This is a genomic window from candidate division KSB1 bacterium (assembly GCA_016214895.1).
GTDB lineage: Bacteria > Electryoneota > RPQS01 > RPQS01 > RPQS01 > JACRMR01.
Window position 1 is genome coordinate 1 of the sequence record JACRMR010000012.1, and the last position, 18,968, is coordinate 18,968.

Sequence of the window (18,968 nt, forward strand, 5' to 3'; positions counted from 1 at the left end):
CTTTATGAGAACCCTGAAATACGAAGAAGTCTATCTAACCGAGTACGCGAACGAGCGAGAGGCTTTAGCCGCAATCCGGCGCTTCATCGATCAAGTCTACAATCAGGAACGGCTGCACTCCCGCTTAGGCGATGTGCCGCCGGTCGAGTTCGAAACCCAATATTATCAACCCGCCCTCACCCCATAACCAGCTGGGAGATCGTGTCCAAAATACGGGGTGCAGTACACGAATCACTTGCGCTGCTGAGATAGACGATGATTATGTCGGAGTTTATCCAGATGTTGTCACTCTATACTGGTTCGTGAGACAGATCGCGAACTATACTCCGCCAGGCTATCGCGCTGATCCACAGCAGAATGATGACAACTATCAGCCCTATTCGACGGGAACTTGGATTCGGTATCCCGGGATTGTAAGTCTTCAGAACAACTGGGACACTTATTGGTTTAGATTAGTGGAGGGTTTTGGCGCGTAAGTGCCGGTTCTTCCGTGGGTTTTTGGTGGGTTTTAGATTGGCCTTTTTGCGGGCCTTTTTTGTTTGCTCTTTCAGCCGTTTACGCTGCTTCAGGATGGCGTCGGCGCGGCCGTAGTAGACGTCGGCGGGGTGCAGATTGCCGATCCCTTCATGGTAGTGCTCGTAGCGGTACCACTCGAGGAACGCCTCCAGCGCCTCGTCGAGGGCCTCCGGTGAGGCGTGCACGATCAGCGTCAGCTGATCCTTCACGGTGCGGTTCAGACGCTCGATCTTGCCGTTGGTCTGGGGATGGTTGCGCATCGAGAAGATATGCTGGATCCCCAGGCTCTTCAGGTAGGCATTGAAGACGCCCCACTTGTAGCAGGCGCCGTTGTCGCTGAGTAAGTGCACCCGTTCGCAGCGCGGTACGGTTTCCATGCCGGTGAAGGCTACCGCTTCCGCGATCAGCTCTTGCACCGCCTCGCCTTTGGCGCTGCGCAACCGCCGAAAAACGAGCGGGAACCGGCTGAAGTCATCCACCACGCCGCCCAGCACATGCTTGCCCCAGTCGGGAAGCACCAGTTCCGTCAGATCCGTCTGCCACAGTTCGTTGACCCGCGTCGTCTTGCGGTGATACTCCTTGGCCGCCGGGATGATCGTTGGATATTGGCGCGTGAGACCTTCCCGCTTGAGGATCCGGTAGACGGTACTCTCGCTGACACTGAAAGAGCCTGCATCGGTGATCTTGAAGGCCAGCTCCCGCGGCGACAGATCTTCGTACTCCAACGCATACGCCAGGATCGTCACCACTTCCTCATCGCGAAGCTGGTTCCACACCCGCTGCGGCGCACAGGAATGATCCTGAAGTGTCTGCCGGTGCAGCCAGCGATAGTACGTACTCTTGGGAAGCTTCAGCTGCTTTAAGCAACGACGCACGGATAACGGCGCGGTGTCCACCAGCCGCAACAGATCCTGCTTCTGCTCCGCGTTGTGCCGCCCGTAGCGTTTCGCCTTGCGCCTTAGAAGAGACTTCTTTTTAGCGCCCGCACTTCCAGCATCAGATCGGCTACGGTCTGACGGAGTTCCTCGTTCTGACGACGATACAACTCCACCTCGCCGCGGGTCGCCCCGCGCGTGGCTTCGCCCTTCAGCCGGGCTTTCCCCGCTTTCATGAACTCTTTGAGCCAGTTGTAATACAGGTTGGCGCTGATCCCTTCGCGGCGACACAGCTCCGCTACCGGATGATCGCCCCGCAGCCCTTCGAGGATGATCCGGATCTTGTCTTCCGCGCCGTACTTGGTGCGCGTCTGACGGCGCACCGTCTGGATCAACTGGGCCGCGCTTTCCGTGGGCTGCGGCTCGCTCTTCGGAACAGGACTCAACTTCTTTTTTGCAGGCATGATCGGTCTTCCTTTCGTAGTGAGACATGATGCACTCCCCACGAAAAGAACGCAAGCGCCAAACGGGTCAACAGAGCTAAGTGCAGTCGGACCGTCCGACTGCACTTACACCCCCAAACCACCCACTAATGCTACTGGACCAACTGTCCCAAAGGTGCTGACGACGAACAGACGAGGTTCCGCAGAATCCCCGTGCGCTACGAGTACTGGATCGAGAACTATCTCGGCTTCCTTCAGCTCGCCTGCTTCCTGATTCTCCTCCGACATTTCTAAGATTAGCTATTGAGAAGCGCTTCCGTGAATGAACTCCACGTAGGGTCTTTGGGCGCCCACGGAGCTGCCGTGCCCTCGCGCATACATCGCCCAATCGGAAAACCCGTCTTCATTCTGGTCGCCCAGCGGCATAATCTTGTAGCCGTAGGCGGTGCTGTCCGTCAGACCGCTGCGGGCCCAGATGATGTGGGGCTGGTTTGGGCGAGCGAAGTGCAGGCGAATACAAGGAGAATGGGGATGAGGACCTTGGTCATGGCGCTTCCTAATAGAGAGACGCGGTTTCCTCGTTGCAACGTGTGATTACACGATCAAGGCAGAATGATCCGCACTCCCGGACTGTTTGAGCCACGCTCGGTGGGCAGCAGCAAGGACACAGGTTTCAGTCATTGACAAGCAAACACACTGGTCTGCCATTGTCAAGCCACTTGTCAGACACCAAGTTGCCCGGGAAGACTCCATGTCAAATCTCTCCCGTAGCGGTCTCCGGCAACATGAAGACTGCGTTTTGCCAAAATGATACGCGAGACAACAAATTGTATCGTTCTTAAGTATTGGAATGATTTATCGTCGGATTTTTTCGATAGGCGATGTTATTACGCGAACGCTGCTCCACTCCATTGCGATTCTCGTGTTGACTTTCTGGAGTTAAACCGGTAACTTTCCCTGAATTTAACCAAGAGGAACGCCTACCTATGGCTGATCAGACCCGTGATCAAGTCAACCTATTGAGCTTGCTTGCCTTTCTCTCCCACTGGAGGCGCTTCATCCTTACGGCGGCTTTCTCCGTTGCGATCATTACGGCTGTGATCTCCCTCATCGTACCCCCGATCTACAAGAGCACAGCCGTTGTCCGCAATCAGCAGACTCAGGAAATGGGCATCGGGACACTGATCTCGGGCAAATTGGGCGGTCTGGGGGGATTGGGTGCGCTGGCGGGCATGAGCCAGATTTTTGGCGAAAAGCCGGAAGAGGTGGCCGTAGCGATCTTGCAGAGCAGGTGGATGAGCGAGCGAGTCATCTCCAAATTCGATCTTCGCACGGTCTACAAGATCAAGAAGGCTCCGATTGAAGACGTGATTAAGGAGCTCCACGCGAACACGACCTTTACCGTCGACGATGGCGCCAACAACATCAGTATTGTCGTTGAAGACAAGAGCGCTCAGCGCGCCCGAGAAATGGCTGACTACTATGTAGAGCAGCTGGATTTGCGAAACCAGGAGCTTCGCTCGCAGAAGGCGCGACAGGAGCGGGATTTTGTCGGTCAACGCCTGTCGGACGAGCAGCTCCGATTAAGACAGAAAGAGGATAGTCTATTCCAGTTTCAAACCGAAACTGGAGTTCTGGATATTGAAGAGCAGGTGAAAGCCACGATCCAGACCGCGGCCGCGATGGCCGCGGAACGTCTCAAGACGAAGGCGGAACTGGAGTTGTGTGAGAAGATCTACGGGCCGGCCGGGAGTGAAACCGGCTTTGCCAAGATCAGGCTTGCCAGTATTGACTCGACCATTCAATCTCTGATCCGCTCAGACGAAATGGCGGAAAAGGATTTCCTGATTCCGATGCAAAGTATCCCGGAGGAGGGGCGTACTTACCTTCGGCTCATGCGGGATATTGAAATCCAGCAGATGCTGGTGGGCTTCATTCTGCAGCAATATGAACAATCCAAGATCGAGGAACAGCGAAATACTCCGACCATCGTACGCGTCGATCCGCCGTATGAGGCGACTAAACGATCCTGGCCCAAACGCAGCGTGATGGTGCTGATGGCCTTCACCATCACGTTCATCTTCAGTTCAATGATCGCGAAGCTCATTGACTACTTCACCAAGGCCTCCCGTGATCCGATGCACGCGCAACACGGAAACGTCGCCGCGATTCGCCAGGCGTGGAGCAAGAAGCACTGACCGGCTGAGATGGTCCACTACCTGAAACAGAGTCTTGTGTTCGCGGAACAGCGACAGTTTCAAGCTGGCCTTCTGCTCAGTTTGATCGTGTCGGCGCTCGGGCTGCTCAGTTTCTTCGAGGGACGAGTCGCGTTCATGCTGGCGGCGATGGCGGCGATCCCTGTCCTCCTGCTCTTGCTGAAGTACCCGATTTGGGGATTGTATGTCTCCGCGTTCAATATGACCAGCGCCATGGATGTGTTCGTCCCGCACTTGGCGACTCTATCGGTGCTGCTCCCAATGTTTGCGGTTTGTCTTCGCAAGATCATCAATGGCGACTTCACGTGGCGCCTTCCGCCGATTTGGATGAGCATGCTGCTGCTGTTTTCGTGGATGTATATCGCGCTGATCTGGCTGCCACCCAGCGGGACGGTGTACGGGTTTGCCATTCAATACGGCGTCGGCGTACTCAACGTACTGCTGATCTGGGAGTTGGTTCGAACTCCCAAGCAGTTTCGGACTCTGATCTTGATTCTATCCGTTGGAATTGTTGTGACGGCGGTCTCTTCGGTTATTGAAATCGTGAATTTTCTGACCACGGGTCTGAATCCGGCAGATTCCGAATCTGTTGCGAGATTGAAGACGCTTCGGCTGCAAGGCCACTGGGGCCATGCCAATTCACTGGCACATGGGTTGATGCCCTTTGTACCTCTGCTGATCCCCCTTGTGGATAGGTTTGAACGGCGTTCGTTGCGACTCTATGCCAGCTTCGCTATTCTCTGCGGGATTGTCGCGATCGGGTTGTCGCTTTCACGCGCGGGAATTCTGGCGCTGTTTTTCGCGCTCATCGTTACCGCCACGGCATCGCGGTACCGCCGCCTGCTGATCGTCCTGACCCTGATGACCGGCACTTTGCTCTTGTTCTTGCTTCCGACGAGCGCAATCGAGAGGTTTGCTGCGATCGGCGGCAAGCGACATGATGCCTCCCTGAATGAACGGCAGAGTCTCTATCAATCCGCCTATCTCAGCGGGGAGGATCGCTTTCCGTTCGGTGGCGGCGTAGGTGATTTTGACAAGCACTATCAGGACTATACGACGACCATCAGTGTTGTCCATCACGCTCATAACCTGTATCTTCATTTCTTCAACGATCATGGACTGCCGGGTCTGATCCTGCTTGCCTTCTTTGTCTACTGCCTGTTACGTTCGGCATCCCGGGGAGATTCGCCTGAAAGACCGGGCTCGTTCGAGCATGTGACGCGGGTCGCGCTATTAAGTTCGCTGATTGGGATCTTCACCATCGGTTACATGTTTGACAATTTGTTCTATCTCATGCAGCACTGGGTGTTCTTTGGGATCGTGTCCGTTTTTCCGTATGCTGTTCGAGCGGATGACTCGCAAAGAGAACTCCAGCCGACAATCTGATGGCAGTGTGTTGCGAAGTTGAGGCAAGCCCTTCCAGATGTGAATTCTAGATTCCCACGCGATCGTATTGTACTTCGCTGGCTTGGGTTGGTCGCCTTTGCAGCGGCCATCGCGCTGTCATTTCGGTATGGAGCCGGGATATCTCCGGACTCCGTCAGTTATCTTTCCGCGGCACGCAGTCTGGCGGATGGCAATGGGCTGCGGCTGTTTGACGGCTCTTTGTATACACTGTGGCCCCCGCTCTATCCCCTGTTGTTGGCCGCCCTCGAGTCCCTGCATATCGAGCCGGTCACGGGCATGTTCTACCTGCATGCGCTGGTCTTTGCGGTTCTTGTGGTTCTCACTTATCGGATCTTCAGGAGCCAACTGCAAAGCCGACTGCTTGCCCGTCTGGGTATACTGGCCGTTATCTTCTCCGTGCCCTTGCTCGAGGCGACGACGATGCTGTGGAGTGAGCTGATATTCTCACTGCTTGTGCTCCTGTCGGCCGGTCAACTGGCCCGGTATCTCGACGGTGATCGGTTCTCGGACCTGTTGATCTTTACGGGACTGATTTCGACGGCATGTCTACAGAGGTACGCAGGTGTCAGTCTCGTTCTCGCGGGTTGCCTGATCCTGCTGCTGATGCGACCTCGCGTGTCCTTCAAGCAACGCCTGCTCTCGACTCTGTTTTTTGGTGCCGTTTCCCCGTTCCCGCTCACAGTGTGGATGGCGAGAAACTACTTGCTGACGGAAACGTTGACTGGGCCGCGTTGGAAAACTGAATCGCGCTACTTGACCAATGTGCGAGATGTGTGCGATACCCTATCGGCCTGGATCCTGCCCCATGCCATGCCGTTATCGCTGCGAATGTGTACGCTGTTGGTGCTGGCGGGGGTGGCGATCTGGAGTATCGGAAAGGGCAGACGTGCGGCAATTCAGAGCGCACTTTCAAAGACGAGCATGATGAAGGTCTCGGTATGGTTCGGTGTCGTCTATGTCGCCTTCATCACCCTTTCGCTGTCGGGTTCCTTTCTCGATCCCATCACTTCTCGATTTCTGGTGCCTGTCTATGTCTTCTTTGTCTTGGTTTCGCTGGCGGGGATTGATCTGCTGGTGGGATCCATGGCCATGAAATGGTCGACGAGAATTGCGCTGAACAGGCTTGTGGCCGTCGCATTCTGCGGCTGGCTTTGCTACCCGATCGTGTGGACGGCTCATCGCGCCGTGCTTTGGAACACATCAGGGGTTGGCTATTCTGGCAAGCGCTGGGTTGAATCCTCATCGATCTCGTGGCTGAAAAGCAATCCTGATCGCACCTTGCTGTTTACGAACGATGCTCCGGGAATCTACTACCAGAGCGGGGTAGTTCTTCCAGAGTTGTTGAACAAATTCACCCCACTCCCTGATTCCGTGCTGTCGAAGTTCGAAGGCAACGACTGCCGAGTCCTTTGGTTTTCAGATTACCCACGTCCTCATCTCCTCTCGTTTCGCGAGCTCGAAGATCGCTTTGAATTCGAGCCGTTGAAGACCTTCGATGATGCCACTGTTTATCGGTTCAGGGAACGTGGCAACGGGGAGTGACTCCGCTTAGAATTGACCCCCGCCAATTGAGGTGGGGGTTTCTTATCGAGACGATCGCGCGCTCTGACCTGCGGAAAATGAACCATACTTTCCAGCGGTTCCCGATGTGAAGTGTGCGGAAACGAAGCGAGCGGCCACCAGCACAGGCAATCGTATCGGGGTCGGGCCATAGATTGGTCAGCGCTTAGTGGCACCGGTGGCACTTGAGTGGTCCTGATTGAGCCAGCTGGCTGATCACGCACCTGCAGTTCAGTGTGTGTCCGCGATCTACAGCGCATCTCAAATACGGTTGACAGTTAGTTTGGTGTTTTGTATTTTGGTGACCTCTCTTTTATCAGGAGGTTACCGTCATGGATTTGGCCGAAGAACAGTGGGCGCTGATTGCGCCGTTAGTGGTTGACAAGCCTCGAATTAAGCATCGCAATATCGATGGTGGGGGTCGTCCCCGAGTTCCGGCCCGCGACGTCTGGAACGGCATCCTGTGGGTGCTGAGGACCGGCGCCCCATGGCACGATCTGCCTGACCGTTATCCGCCGTACCAAACGTGTCACCGGCGCTTCCAAGAGTATTGTCGCAACGGGACATTTGAGAAGGTCTTGCGCAGCTTGGCCGAAGACTTGCGAGAGCGGGGCGGGCTCGATTTGTCGGAGACTTTTATCGACGGAACTTTTGCTCCGGCGAAAAAAGGGGGCGGCAGGGGGGACCCACCCGCCGGGGCAACGGAACCAAGATCATGGCCCTTGCAGACCGCGCTGGTTTTCTGATCGCCCTTTGCACGGCCAGTGCTTCGCCGAATGAAGTGACGCTGGTCGAACAGACGATCGATGCCCGCTTCATTGGCGATGTTCCCGAGCGCATCATCGGGGACAAGGCCTACGATAGCGATTCCCTCGATGAGCAACTACGCCGCGACTATGGGATTGAAATGATTGCGCCGAACAAATCCAACCGGAGCGTCAAAACGCAGGACGGAAGAGCGCTGCGCCGCTACAAACGCCGCTGGAAAATCGAACGCTGCTTCGCTTGGCTCACCCGGTTCAGGCGCTTCCCCGTGAAATACGAATATCATATCGAGAACTTTCTCGGGTTCCTCCATCTCGCCTGCCTCAAAATTCTCCTCCGATGTTTTTAAGATGTGCTCTAGAAGTCCGTGGAACAAGCGGACCGACACAACCATGGGAGGTTCGCCGGTCTGAGATCACACTCGGCCGGCACGGAGTGCGAGCTTGCGAAATCGGTGGCTTACTACCGTAAGTACTCCCCGCATCGTGCGCGTGAACAAGTCAGTCCTTTGCCTGTCGATCATAGCTGCATTCGGACGCGGAGAAACTGCTGAGGACTGGCTGCCGTCGCCGTACCGCCTGCAGGTGGCGCACGGCGATGGGGCGGCCCCAACCTATCAGGCGTGGCTGCCCATCATTCTGACATACGAGCAGATGCGGGTCAACTATCTGACGAAAGTGCTTGAGAACGAGCGCGTGGATAGCGCAACATCTGTGGCACTGGCTTGCCAACATCAACTGAACAATGACGCTCGTACCGCTGTCTGAGGGCCGCCTGGCCGCTTTTTAAATCAAATAAATACAATTTTTAGCAGCTGATTCGTAATCAGCAGGTCAACGGTTCAAGTCCGTTCATCGGTTCCATTCTGAGCCCTGTAAGCCAAAGACTTACGGGGCTTCATCTTGCCTAATTCTTGTAAAGAAGTTCAGATGCAAGTCGGTCTCTTAGTAACCGTATTGCCTACACCTTAGAAAGGTGACTGGCTGGAAACAACATGTTTTCAATCAGAAAGCAACAGGGAACCTCGGGGGGAGATTCAGGAGCATGCCTACTATCAGTGGCGGGAACAGTGTGGCGAGCTGACGTGGATAAGCAGATCGTGATCGCGCGGTGTTGACCCTGATCCTGGCTCCGCTCCGCCACGCTGGGAGCCGGACGTGTGACTTTCCCGCCCCCGGTACAGAGATTGGGGACAGATCTGATGACGTACTGGCTTTCTTCTTGACCCCTTTTTGAACTAACGTTCCGATGACGACGCGAAACCGTAACAGGAGTGTCGCGAGCGGGTTGCGGTTCATTCGAGAAGATATTATCATGGGCCATCCAAGACGGCTCGGTGCTTGCGCTTGAAGCACGATTCAGCGAACCGCGAGCGCAAAGCGAACCTGCCCCGCCCCCATCCGTTCCCGATGAGGCAGCGGGCCAAATCCCGGCAGCATGCCCTACAATTCTCTCGTCTTCGTCACTTTTTTCGCCGGCGTCTATTCGCTGTATCTCCTGCTGGGGCGGTCGCACCGCGCGCAGAATGTTCTGCTGCTTGCCGCCAGCTACTTCTTCTACGGCTACTGGGACTGGCGATTTCTCGGACTGATCGCGCTCACCACGGTCGTTGACTACACCGTCGGACTCCAGCTCGACAAACACAAGGCACCGCGCCAGCGCCGGCGCTGGCTGCTGCTGTCGCTGACGGTCGATCTCGGTGTGCTGGGCGTATTCAAGTACTTCAACTTCTTCGCCGCGAGCGCGGCGCAGTTGCTGAGTCAGTTCGGCATGCAGTCGGATCCGATCACGCTGAACCTGCTGCTGCCGATTGGCATCTCCTTCTATACGTTCCAATCGCTCAGTTATACGATCGATGTCTATAAGGAACGGATGCCCGCCACACGCGCGCTGGCGGACTATGCGCTCTGCGTCAGCATGTTCCCGCAATTGCTGGCCGGTCCGATCGCACGGGTCAGAACCATGCTGCCGCAGATACAGGCGCCGCGCCGGATTGAGGCCGCTCAACTCAACGCGGCCGTGCTGCTCATTGTGTGGGGCTATTTCAAGAAAGTAGTCATCGCGGACAATATCGCCATCACGGCCAACCAGATCTTTGACCACTACACGAGCTACCAAGGCGTCGATCTGCTGATCGGCGCTTTTGCGTTCGCGATCCAGATTTACGCCGACTTCTCCGGCTATTCCGATATTGCGCGCGGCATCGCCAAGCTGATGGGCTTTGAGCTGATGCTGAATTTCCGACTCCCCTATTGCTCGCTCAGCCCCGCTGATTTCTGGTCGCGCTGGAACATCTCCCTGTCCACGTGGCTGCGCGACTACGTTTACTGGCCGCTGGCGGCGACCAAGCCGATTCCCATGCCGGGCGGAAGGAGTCTGGAAATTCACGCTTATCGAAACATGTTGCTGACCATGTTGCTCGGCGGACTCTGGCACGGGGCATCGTGGAATTTCGTGCTGTGGGGCGCGTATTGGGGCTGTCTGCTGGTCGTGTTTCGGCTGATCGAACCTGAGCCCGTCACCAAAAATATCTGGAAACAGAGGTTCGCCGCGGCCCGGATTCTGCCGCGGATGGCGGTCATGTTCGCGCTCACGTGCTGCGGCTGGGTGTTGTTCCGGGCGGAGACTCCCGAGCAGATCCGCTACATCTTCACGCATGCGGGAATTTCATGCTCCGACGGGACCCTTAGCTTCATGCGCGAGGCCGGATTCTTCAGCTTTCCGCTGCTGTGCGCACAGGTCTGGCAATATCGCACGGGCAACCTGCTGGCACCCTTGTCGGTGCGGCCTGCGTGGCGCGTAGCCTTGCTGACATTCCTGATTGTGGCCGTGTTTGCCTTCGGTGTGCGTGACTCGTCGGAGTTCATCTACTTCCAATTCTGAAGCATACGATGCCGGTGACGCACAATACCGCGGAGCGCATTCCGCCAAGCGACAGCCGCACGCTGCGACGCATCGTGCTGGGATTGCTCGCCGTGCTGTTCGCGGTGAACCTGATGGGGATTCCGGTCAGCCGCTATTTCAATTACAACGATCGTTATTGGCTGTTCTCGCACAAGTGGCGGGTCGCCGAACACTGCGGGAAGCTGGACTGGATTGTTCTCGGAGACTCGGCCCCCAATCAGGGATTTGACGCCGAACGGTTCTCCCGAGTCAGGGGACCCAGCTACAACTTCTGTACGTTTGTACATACGCTGATCAAAGGCCAGCTTGAGATTCTGAAGACGTACATGGTGCGCCATGGTCCGCCGCAGGGTGTCCTGCTCATTATGGCCGATCAGTTTTGGTTTCGCGTCGCCGATCCACGCCTGGTGGCCCTGATGCCGATTCCGTGGTCCCGACTCGGGGAATTCACGCAAGAGGTGGAATCTGCATGGCGGTTCAAGCTCACCGTCCTGTTAGATCGCTATGTGCCGCTCTACTCTCAGCCGACCACCTTTCAAGGGTTGTTGCGCCGTCCGCACCGGCTGTTGCAGCCGCGCCGCAAACTTGACGCCCACGGACTCGAGTTGCAATCCGAGTCGATGCCCGAGGCGGTACGCGAGAGCGCGCGGAAAAATTCCGAGTTTGCCGGCAAGACCAAGTTTGTCGTCTCGGAGATCAATCGCGACGCGATGGCGGAGATGTGTCAGCTCGCGGATCTGAACGATTTCGAGATCTACGCGATCCTGTCTCCGATCTGGGAGGGAGCCGCGGAGGACACCGTTTATCGCGCCTACTACGACCAGGGTACGGAATACCTGTACGAACTCGAGCGGACACTCCCGCGACTCCATGTCCTTGGGCCATTCCCGCTCACCGAGCCGATCGAGCACATGCAGCATGTTTACCACGTCACGAGACCGTGGGCCACGGCGTTTGCGGACACGGTGGTCGCCCGTCTCCGAAGTCGCCAGGCCGCGGACGTGTCCACCGAAGAGCGAACCGCAGGGCCGCGATGATGTGAAGTGCGCGACGGGATTGCCGTGCAGTTCACCCGCCGATTTCTCCACAGCGTTCGCGGTTCATGCTGGAAATTTTTGCGCAATTTGCGCGATAACTCGGGCGTTAACGGTCCGGCAGCCAGCCGATTGATCGCGGGATTCTACGATGAAAACACAAATAAACAGTCGCTTAGGACACGCGGCCGGTTTCGGAAGGATTGTGAAGAATTTACCAAATCCGCGTGACTTTCTGCCTCCCGCGTAGTATATTGTAGTCATTATGATTACTCTCCTCCTGATCGTCCTGGGAAGCGTCGCCGCATGGGGCAGTCCTATTATCGGCGCCGAACGTGACCAGCCTCCGCCAGACACGACCGCGAAACTGATTCTCGTGCGCGAAGGCGCCGGAGTCCGACTGATGTGGAACTCCGCGCCGGAATGGGATAGTTGGTATGTCGTTCGCGCCTCCGAGCCCGTCTATGAAGCCGGTGATACGCTCGCCGTGGTGACGGATACGACCTGGCTTGACTCGCTGGCGACCAGCTATGAGCCGAGTCACTTCTGCTATTGGGTGATTGCCGCCTTCCCCGCTCCGTGGGTGCCCGATACGATTCGCGTGATCGAGGATTTCAGCGGGAACATGGAATTCACGAGCTATCCGAATCAAGATGACGAACCGGCACATTGGGCGGTGGTCGAAGACGGGGCGCAGGACTCCGCGGGGAGTCTTGTGCTGTTCGGCGACACGTGGAAAGTTCAGGCCAAGACTCCGTTTTCGATTGACCGCCATGAGGTCTGGGAGCTGACGTTCAAAACGCTGTTGCGCGGCGAATTGCAGGCGATCGGCGTCGCCGACTCGGCAAACGAACTCTGGTACATCCTCAAGGGCAAGGAAACCCGCTACAGCCTGAACTACTTCACGCAGTATCAGGGCTGGTTTCTCGATTCCGTTTGGAATACAGTTGATTTGCAGATCGGAGACGACTGGGTGGGCAGATTCGGCTACGTTCCGATGCTCAACCGACTGATGTTTGCCAACGACAACGACACCACAAATCCGCGCGGCGTGTGGATGATCGACGGGCTGAAAGATGTGACCGGCCTGATTCCGCCGCTGCCGGAAGCGCGCTTTTACTGGTCCGAGCTCGTGACGAACGACCCCGACAGTGTGGACGTGGAGTTCCACCCGACGTGTATCAGCACCGGAGCGCCGATTACGTCCTATCGATGGAACTTCGGCGACGGGCGGTACTCGACGAACGCCGTGAGCCTTGCGCGCTTTCCGCGAAACGCGCGGCGAGCCGTGGTCCTGACCGTGGAAGATACGCTGTTACGGATGGACTGGCGAGCCGAATTGATCGAGATCGGAGCCGACACCGCCGCGCGGGAAGTCCGCGCGCTATTCGTCGGCGATGTCATGATGGGGCGGCGCTACGAGGACCCGGGCGGGATTATCCCAACCTACGGCGTCAATGCGATTTTTGAACGCGTGCGTGATTATCTTTCCGCCGCGGAATTCGCGGTTTGCAATCTCGAGTGTCCGCTGACCAATGAAACCGAAACACACCCGACCAAGTCGTACACCTTCAAGGGCCGGCCCGAGTACGTCGGAGCCCTGACGTATGCCGGATTCGATTACTGCGGCCTCGCGAACAACCATAATTTCGATTATCTCGTTCCGGGCATGACCGAGACCCAACATGTCCTCGATTCAGTCGAGCTGTTGTCGGGAGGGGCCGCGCTCGATGACGAGCATGCGTGTCGGCCGGTTGTTTACTCGCACAATGGTGTGACCGTGGCGGTGCTCGCGTACTGCAACGTGGATGGTACCTACGAGAACGCGCAGCCCTTCATGGGAGCGGGACCGTCGAAACCGGGGTTTGCCTTCTGGGATCGCACGCATATCGAGACCACGATTCCGCAAGCACGGCAACGGGCGGATGTCGTCGTCGCCTTTCCGCATTCTGGACTGGAGTATTATACGGCTCCGTCGCAGCTGCTGGGTGAAGACGGTGAACTGGACGACGCACCGCTTTCGATTGACGCGCTGATTCCGGATACGTCGGACGTGGACTTGCGGCGTTACGCGATTGACATGGGAGCTGATCTGGTCATCAACTCGCACCCGCACGTGTTGCAGGGCATCGAGGCCTACCACAGCGGCTTCATCGCGCACAGCATGGGCAATTTCGCGTTTGACCAGCGCTTCCCGGAGACGTTTGTGAGCATCGCGCTGGAAGCGACACTTGATCCGGTGGACCGTGTGCGCCGCTTGCATGTCAAGCCCATTTACATCGAGGGCTACATCCCCAGCGTGGCGAGCGGCGAACTGGGCAGGGCGATTCTCGATTACATCAGCGAACTTTCGCGACCAATGGGGACGTGGGTTGTGCGCGAGGCCGATTCGGCACGGGCCGAAGTGTTGCCGGATTGGACAGCGCCGCTGCAGATCGAGACACGGACGGACACGCTGACGCTGATTTCGCGAAACGGCGTGTGGATCAGCGCACCGTTCCGGCTGCGCGGTGAGGGCTACCCCGTTGACGTCCGCATCGCCGATGCAGCGGCCATGGAGATTCGGGCCGGGGCCGATGCGCTGCTGTGCGGCAACATGGAAGACGAGGGAGCCGCGCCGTGGGACTTCAACGATTCGGATGAGGATTTCGACGCGACCACTTACTACCGCGGAGCACGGTCGTTGCGCTGTCAGGTCAGCTATTCCGGACCGCCGGCCACGACGAGGTTCCTTTACCATCCGCCGCTGTACTCCGGACAAGCGTACTCGCTGACCGGGGTCGTGCGCGGAGACAGCATGGCCACGGCCAGCGTGGGGATCCGGATGTATCAATCGCGCACGGCGGACATCGTCGAGACGCCCATCTTCGGACCCTACAACGGCACCTTCGATTGGAGTCAGAAATGGCTCGACTTCGCCAGTCAATCCAACGCGCACTTCTACGATATTATTTGCTCGGCCTCAGGAATGAACGGCACGGACGCAAATTTCTGGGTCGATGATCTCTACCTTGTGCAATGGCAGAACTGGAGTCCGCAACAAGTCGTCGTCGAGTTTCCGAGCAACAAACGGTTCGTGCAAGTTCGTTCCGATGCCGCGGTCACGTCCGTGGTCATCGAGTATGATATGGCGACGACGAGTTACCTGCCCTGACGTCGAGCGCCGCCGAAGCCGGCCGAAGCTGAATGCGCAAGGGGCACGATGAGTGCCCCTTGTCGTAGCCAACAGATTGCGACAACGGCGACTCAGACGTCATGGTGCTGAATCCACTCGCTCCAACTGCCGGGATAGAGGCGCGCGCCGCGCAGGCCGGCCAGCTCGAAGGCCAGCAGATTGTGGCAGGCTGTAACGCCGGAGCCGCAGTAACAGATGACCCGCGACGCGTCGCGGATGCCGGCGGATTCAAAGCGCGACCGGAGGTCCCCGGCAGATCGCATCACCGGCGGGTCGCCGGTCAAATTGTCGGTAAAGGGCAGGCTGATCGCGCCCGGAATGTGCCCCGCGACCGGATCGATCGTCTCGTTTTCGCCGCGAAATCGCTCGGCTGAGCGCGCGTCGGCAAGGATCAACTTCGCGTCGGCGAATTGCTCGACTTCGGTCATCGTCGCTAACAGGCTTGGATCGGGTCGAGGATTGATGAGTGCCCCGATCGGTGTCAGAGTTTGAGCAGCGCCGCGCTCGATTGAGCGCCCTTCGCGAGTCCACTTCGCCAATCCGCCGTCCATCACGGCGACCCGCGAGAAACCGATCCATCGCAACATCCACCAGAGGCGCGCCGCCTGTGATCCGTCGGAGTGGTCATAGGCGATGACAGAGTCGCCCGGGCTGATTCCCTCGCGAGACAGGGTGCTCGTGAACTTTTCCGGCGAGGGCAGCGGATGTCGGCCGGAATTCGCCGCGGAAACGTCGGCGAGGTCGATGTCCAGATCGAGAAATCGTGCACCGGGCAAGTGCGCGGCGGCGAATTCCGCAGCCGCGACTCCGGGCTGGCCGGGCACGGTGCGAACGAAGACGGGGATCACGCGCGGATCATGAAGCCGCTCGATAACCCAGTCAGTCGAGACCAGTAGTTGCATGTGAAGCCGATGTGAAGTTGTTATAAGACTCGACAGCGAGAACGCGATGTCCCGTTGACGTCCAATCGCATTGACAATTGTGACACGCGTGTCGCGCGGGTATGATACAGGGGGCAAGATCGCTTCGCAAACGGTTGCGGTGTGCAGAGGTTTCCTGCTGCCACATGTTCAAGTGCTCGCGCCGACTTGTGTTCACCGTTTGCGGAGGCGCACGAAATTCAGGCGGTTGGAGAAATCCGTTCACAATTCGGTCGTCTTCAGGATCCCGAACCCGCGCCCGTCATCGTGGCATGGGATTTGACATAGCCGTTGGTGAACACTCCGGATACTGTATCATGACTATGACCCGCATGCGATCTCACTTTGCCGTGCTTCTGATTGTCTTGCTCGCCGTCTGCCAGCCGGCGCGGGCGGGATTGCGCGATATCTATCCCCGTCCGCAGCAGATGGGATTGATCTCCGAGTCCCCCGTGTTCATCCCGGGCAGCTTTTATCTGGTGCTCCCAACCAATCCGACTGCGGAGGAGAATTGGATCAAAGATGCTCTGGTCACGGCCATCGAGCAAAAGACATTTCGTCGTCCGACGGTGATTTACGCGCACGAGGCCGATGGGCAATACCCCGCGATCTGGCTGGGCACGGCCGCGAGGTTTCCGGCCCTGGCAGCGGCGCTGGATTCCACCGAAATCGATGGACTCGGACAATTCACGCATGCCGAGGAATATCAGATTTACGTGAGCGACAACCGGATTCTGGTCGGCGGCGGCGATATGCCCGGCGTCCGCTGGGGGACGATGTCGCTTCCGTATCTGTTCGCCGAGTCCAACGGCAATCTCTATGTGGATCGCGCCTATATTCGCGACTGGCCGTTCTGGAACAAGCGAATTGCCACGCTGAACAGCAGTATTCGGGACGCCACACAGCGCGACTACTGCAACACGATCGTGGATAATGCACGACTGGCTCGATTCAACGAGATCGAATGGAACAGCTCCGATGCCGGCAACGATCTGTTCGGAAGGCCGCAGGTGCTCATCGACGGGCTGGCGCTGCGAAACAAGATTACGCAGTTCGGCATGAAGCTGACCATGTCGTGCGACCGCGTAGGCATTGAAGTCTATGATCCGTCGTGGCAGGAGGGCGTCCCGTGCAGCGGCACCAAAATGCTCGTGGGAGCGACCGCCTTCACGCCGATCACGAATGGGTTCAATCTGGCGTTGGGCAACGGGAATTTCGAGAGCTGGACCGCCAACCGGCCGAACAGCTATACGGCGAACCCGGAAGCGTCGCTGACCTACGTATCGCGAGATCAGGTTGTCAAGCACGGCGGGACGTCGGCCGTCAAGTGGACCGGCTTCACGCCGACGCTGCCGGGCAGTCTCGAGCTGCAGCAGAACATGTATGTCGGCAGTCATCGCTGGATGAAAGCGAAGATCTGGTACCGGACGGACCACTTCACCGGGCGGATTCGGTTCAAGATATTCGGACCGCCGCCGGTGGTCAGCGGCTGCGATTTCCGCGAAATCGTCTGTTACGATGATACGCGCGGCTGGACCCTCTGGGAGATCAAGTTCGCGACGTTCAACGTGGACACCGCGCTGATCCTGGCCGGGCCGGATGTGGCGACGGGCGGAACCATGTGGCTCGACGATATCACCTTTGAGACGACCGATCCGGTGGCGGTCGTGCGGCGGTCCGAGACGCCGCTGCAAGTATTCAAACTGCCCAGCAATCAGCTGATGATCGAGGGGTATGACTATCAAGTCATCGAGACCAACAGCGTGTCATGGGCCAATTTCTGCCAACTGCCGCGCTTCGAGCGACTCGCCGGCGGCCGACTGAACAGCGGCGACTCCGTGACCGTGAACTACTACAGTGCGGTGCCCTACGAGAGCGCCAAGCAGACCGTGTGCTGCACGAATTTGCCGTCGCTGCAAAATTACCAGCGGAGAGTCCGCAATCTCGATTCGCTGTTCCGGCCGGACGGATTCAAGATCCACATCAATGAGATGTCCTTCGCGGGTTACGACCCGAGCTGTCTGGCGAGCGGTCTGACACCCGCCCAACTGGTCGGAAGCTACTGCGCACAGATGTACCAGATCATCCAGGCCCAGCGGCCGGGGGCGCCGGTTAGAATCTACGGCGATCCGTTCGACATCTGGGGGCGTGATCCGCGAGCGATGCCCGTGCAATCCATCCCCTGGAACGTGGGCGGATTGCAGATGCTGCCGGCCCCGATTGAGATGATGAACCAGGCGCAGTACACCACGAATGTGGACTCCGCCTTCGCATACTTCGCGGCGAACGGACATCCGTCGGTGATTGCGATGGACGGCGGTCAGATGGATATGGGTTCTGTGGGCTTCGCGCTCAACCGGCAATCGGTGATCAAGGCGACGCAGTATCCGAGTTGCCGCGGGCTGCAATTCTACGATTGGGTGCTCGCGCTTAATGAGCAGCTCGGGGTACATGGTGGCATGGCGTGGAATATGGGGCCTTACTTCGTGCATTCACCGCTCACGCTGCAGCCGGGGCAGGGTTCCGCCACGATTCTCGCTGATATCTGGTCGGACACCTTGCGGCAGGCGGATACGATACCGGCGATTCCGCAACGACTCGTGCGGTATCGGCTGCTTCCCTCCGGGACGTGGCAACAGACCACGTTGGCTGCGGTGGGAACCGATGCGTTCAGCGCGACGGTCAACCTGGCCGGTTCGACGGGCATTGAGTACTACCTTGAAGCGACCGACCATCGCGGCCTGACCAAGACTTGTCCAGCTGAAGCGCCGGCACGCACGTTTCACGCGCTGCTCCCGATCAGCTCCGGTCCGGCGATTGTGCCCGACCGCGAGGAAGTCGAGTATCGAATCGCTGCCCTCGGCGGGTATCCGTTGATCGAGTGGGAGGCCGCGCACGATGTGAAACTGTACGAAGTACGCCTTGCCAGCAGCGACGCGCAGAAGCCGACAGCCATGGAATTGGTCTCGCGTCAGTCGCCGCAGAGTCCGCGATTCGTCTTCGCCGACGCCCGATTCGCGGGGCTGTCGTTAGAGAATGTGCATGTCTATGCCATTCGCGATGCGGGCGGAAAACAGAGGGAAGTCCGGTAGCGCGAAGCGTCGGCCCGTACCCATACGACAAAGACCTGTGAACCAGTCACAGGTCTTTGTC

The 18,968-nt window shown here is 57.9% G+C and carries 13 protein-coding genes; 10 read left to right on the forward strand and 3 right to left on the reverse strand.

Translation table 11 applies throughout. The features are described 5' to 3' along the window. Positions 1–187 (forward strand): transposase (locus HZB60_06295; protein ID MBI5059375.1); only part of this gene is annotated, 187 nt, incomplete at its 5' end. 265 nt (positions 188–452) lie between these two features. On the opposite strand, the gene HZB60_06300 is transcribed toward HZB60_06295, so the two are convergent. Together HZB60_06300 and HZB60_06305 are read right to left on the reverse strand one after the other, a co-directional pair. Beyond that, positions 453–1,421, reverse strand: coding sequence for a DDE-type integrase/transposase/recombinase (locus tag HZB60_06300; GenBank protein ID MBI5059376.1), 969 nt, complete (start codon positions 1,419–1,421; stop codon positions 453–455). A gap of 53 nt (positions 1,422–1,474) precedes the next feature. Then, positions 1,475–1,855, reverse strand: a complete 381-nt coding sequence (locus HZB60_06305) for a transposase (protein ID MBI5059377.1) — start codon at positions 1,853–1,855, stop codon at positions 1,475–1,477. A gap of 965 nt (positions 1,856–2,820) precedes the next feature. Here HZB60_06305 and HZB60_06310 point away from each other — a divergent pair. The 8 genes from HZB60_06310 (at position 2,821) to HZB60_06345 (ending at position 14,874) form a co-directional block, all read left to right on the forward strand. Next, complete coding sequence (locus HZB60_06310; protein ID MBI5059378.1) at positions 2,821–4,032, forward strand: hypothetical protein; 1,212 nt, start codon at positions 2,821–2,823, stop codon at positions 4,030–4,032. A gap of 9 nt (positions 4,033–4,041) precedes the next feature. Beyond that, complete coding sequence (locus tag HZB60_06315) at positions 4,042–5,436, forward strand: O-antigen ligase family protein (GenBank protein ID MBI5059379.1); 1,395 nt, start codon at positions 4,042–4,044, stop codon at positions 5,434–5,436. Positions 5,437–5,733: 297 nt separating this feature from the next. Further along, entirely contained in the window at positions 5,734–6,999 is a 1,266-nt protein-coding gene (locus tag HZB60_06320; GenBank protein ID MBI5059380.1) for a hypothetical protein, read from the forward strand. Positions 7,000–7,349: 350 nt separating this feature from the next. Then, positions 7,350–8,131 (forward strand): IS5 family transposase gene (locus HZB60_06325; GenBank protein MBI5059381.1). Its coding sequence is split into 2 segments (ribosomal slippage): positions 7,350–7,689 and positions 7,689–8,131, totalling 783 coding nucleotides; the frame shifts between segments, so codons are not numbered across the junction. 142 nt (positions 8,132–8,273) lie between these two features. After that, entirely contained in the window at positions 8,274–8,549 is a 276-nt protein-coding gene (locus tag HZB60_06330) for a hypothetical protein (protein ID MBI5059382.1), read from the forward strand. Between the two features lie 670 nt (positions 8,550–9,219). Next, on the forward strand, positions 9,220–10,665 hold the full coding sequence (locus HZB60_06335) for an MBOAT family protein (GenBank protein MBI5059383.1): 1,446 nt from the start codon (positions 9,220–9,222) through the stop codon (positions 10,663–10,665). A gap of 14 nt (positions 10,666–10,679) precedes the next feature. Continuing rightward, positions 10,680–11,723, forward strand: coding sequence for a hypothetical protein (locus HZB60_06340; protein ID MBI5059384.1), 1,044 nt, complete (start codon positions 10,680–10,682; stop codon positions 11,721–11,723). 262 nt (positions 11,724–11,985) lie between these two features. Further along, positions 11,986–14,874 carry a CapA family protein gene (locus HZB60_06345; GenBank protein ID MBI5059385.1) on the forward strand — a complete coding sequence of 963 codons (2,889 nt, stop codon included), beginning with the start codon at positions 11,986–11,988 and terminating at the stop codon, positions 14,872–14,874. A 92-nt stretch (positions 14,875–14,966) separates the two neighbouring features. Here HZB60_06345 and HZB60_06350 read toward each other — a convergent pair whose 3' ends face one another. Beyond that, a complete protein-coding gene (locus HZB60_06350; protein MBI5059386.1) occupies positions 14,967–15,797 on the reverse strand; it encodes a sulfurtransferase in 831 nt (276 codons plus the stop codon). A 335-nt stretch (positions 15,798–16,132) separates the two neighbouring features. On the opposite strand from HZB60_06350, the gene HZB60_06355 reads away from it, so the two are divergent. Next, positions 16,133–18,907 carry a hypothetical protein gene (locus HZB60_06355; protein ID MBI5059387.1) on the forward strand — a complete coding sequence of 925 codons (2,775 nt, stop codon included), beginning with the start codon at positions 16,133–16,135 and terminating at the stop codon, positions 18,905–18,907. Positions 18,908–18,968 lie beyond the last annotated feature (61 nt).

Bases quoted from the DNA above. Each gene is read 5' to 3' on its own strand.
- HZB60_06305 (MBI5059377.1), bottom strand. From the start codon at position 1,855: ATGCCTGCAAAAAAGAAGTTGAGTCCTGTTCCGAAGAGCGAGCCGCAG.
- HZB60_06310 (MBI5059378.1), top strand. From the start codon at position 2,821: ATGGCTGATCAGACCCGTGATCAAGTCAACCTATTGAGCTTGCTTGCC.
- HZB60_06315 (MBI5059379.1), top strand. From the start codon at position 4,042: ATGGTCCACTACCTGAAACAGAGTCTTGTGTTCGCGGAACAGCGACAG.
- HZB60_06320 (MBI5059380.1), top strand. From the start codon at position 5,734: ATGTTCTACCTGCATGCGCTGGTCTTTGCGGTTCTTGTGGTTCTCACT.
- HZB60_06335 (MBI5059383.1), top strand. From the start codon at position 9,220: ATGCCCTACAATTCTCTCGTCTTCGTCACTTTTTTCGCCGGCGTCTAT.
- HZB60_06345 (MBI5059385.1), top strand. From the start codon at position 11,986: ATGATTACTCTCCTCCTGATCGTCCTGGGAAGCGTCGCCGCATGGGGC.
- HZB60_06350 (MBI5059386.1), bottom strand. From the start codon at position 15,797: ATGCAACTACTGGTCTCGACTGACTGGGTTATCGAGCGGCTTCATGAT.
- HZB60_06355 (MBI5059387.1), top strand. From the start codon at position 16,133: ATGACTATGACCCGCATGCGATCTCACTTTGCCGTGCTTCTGATTGTC.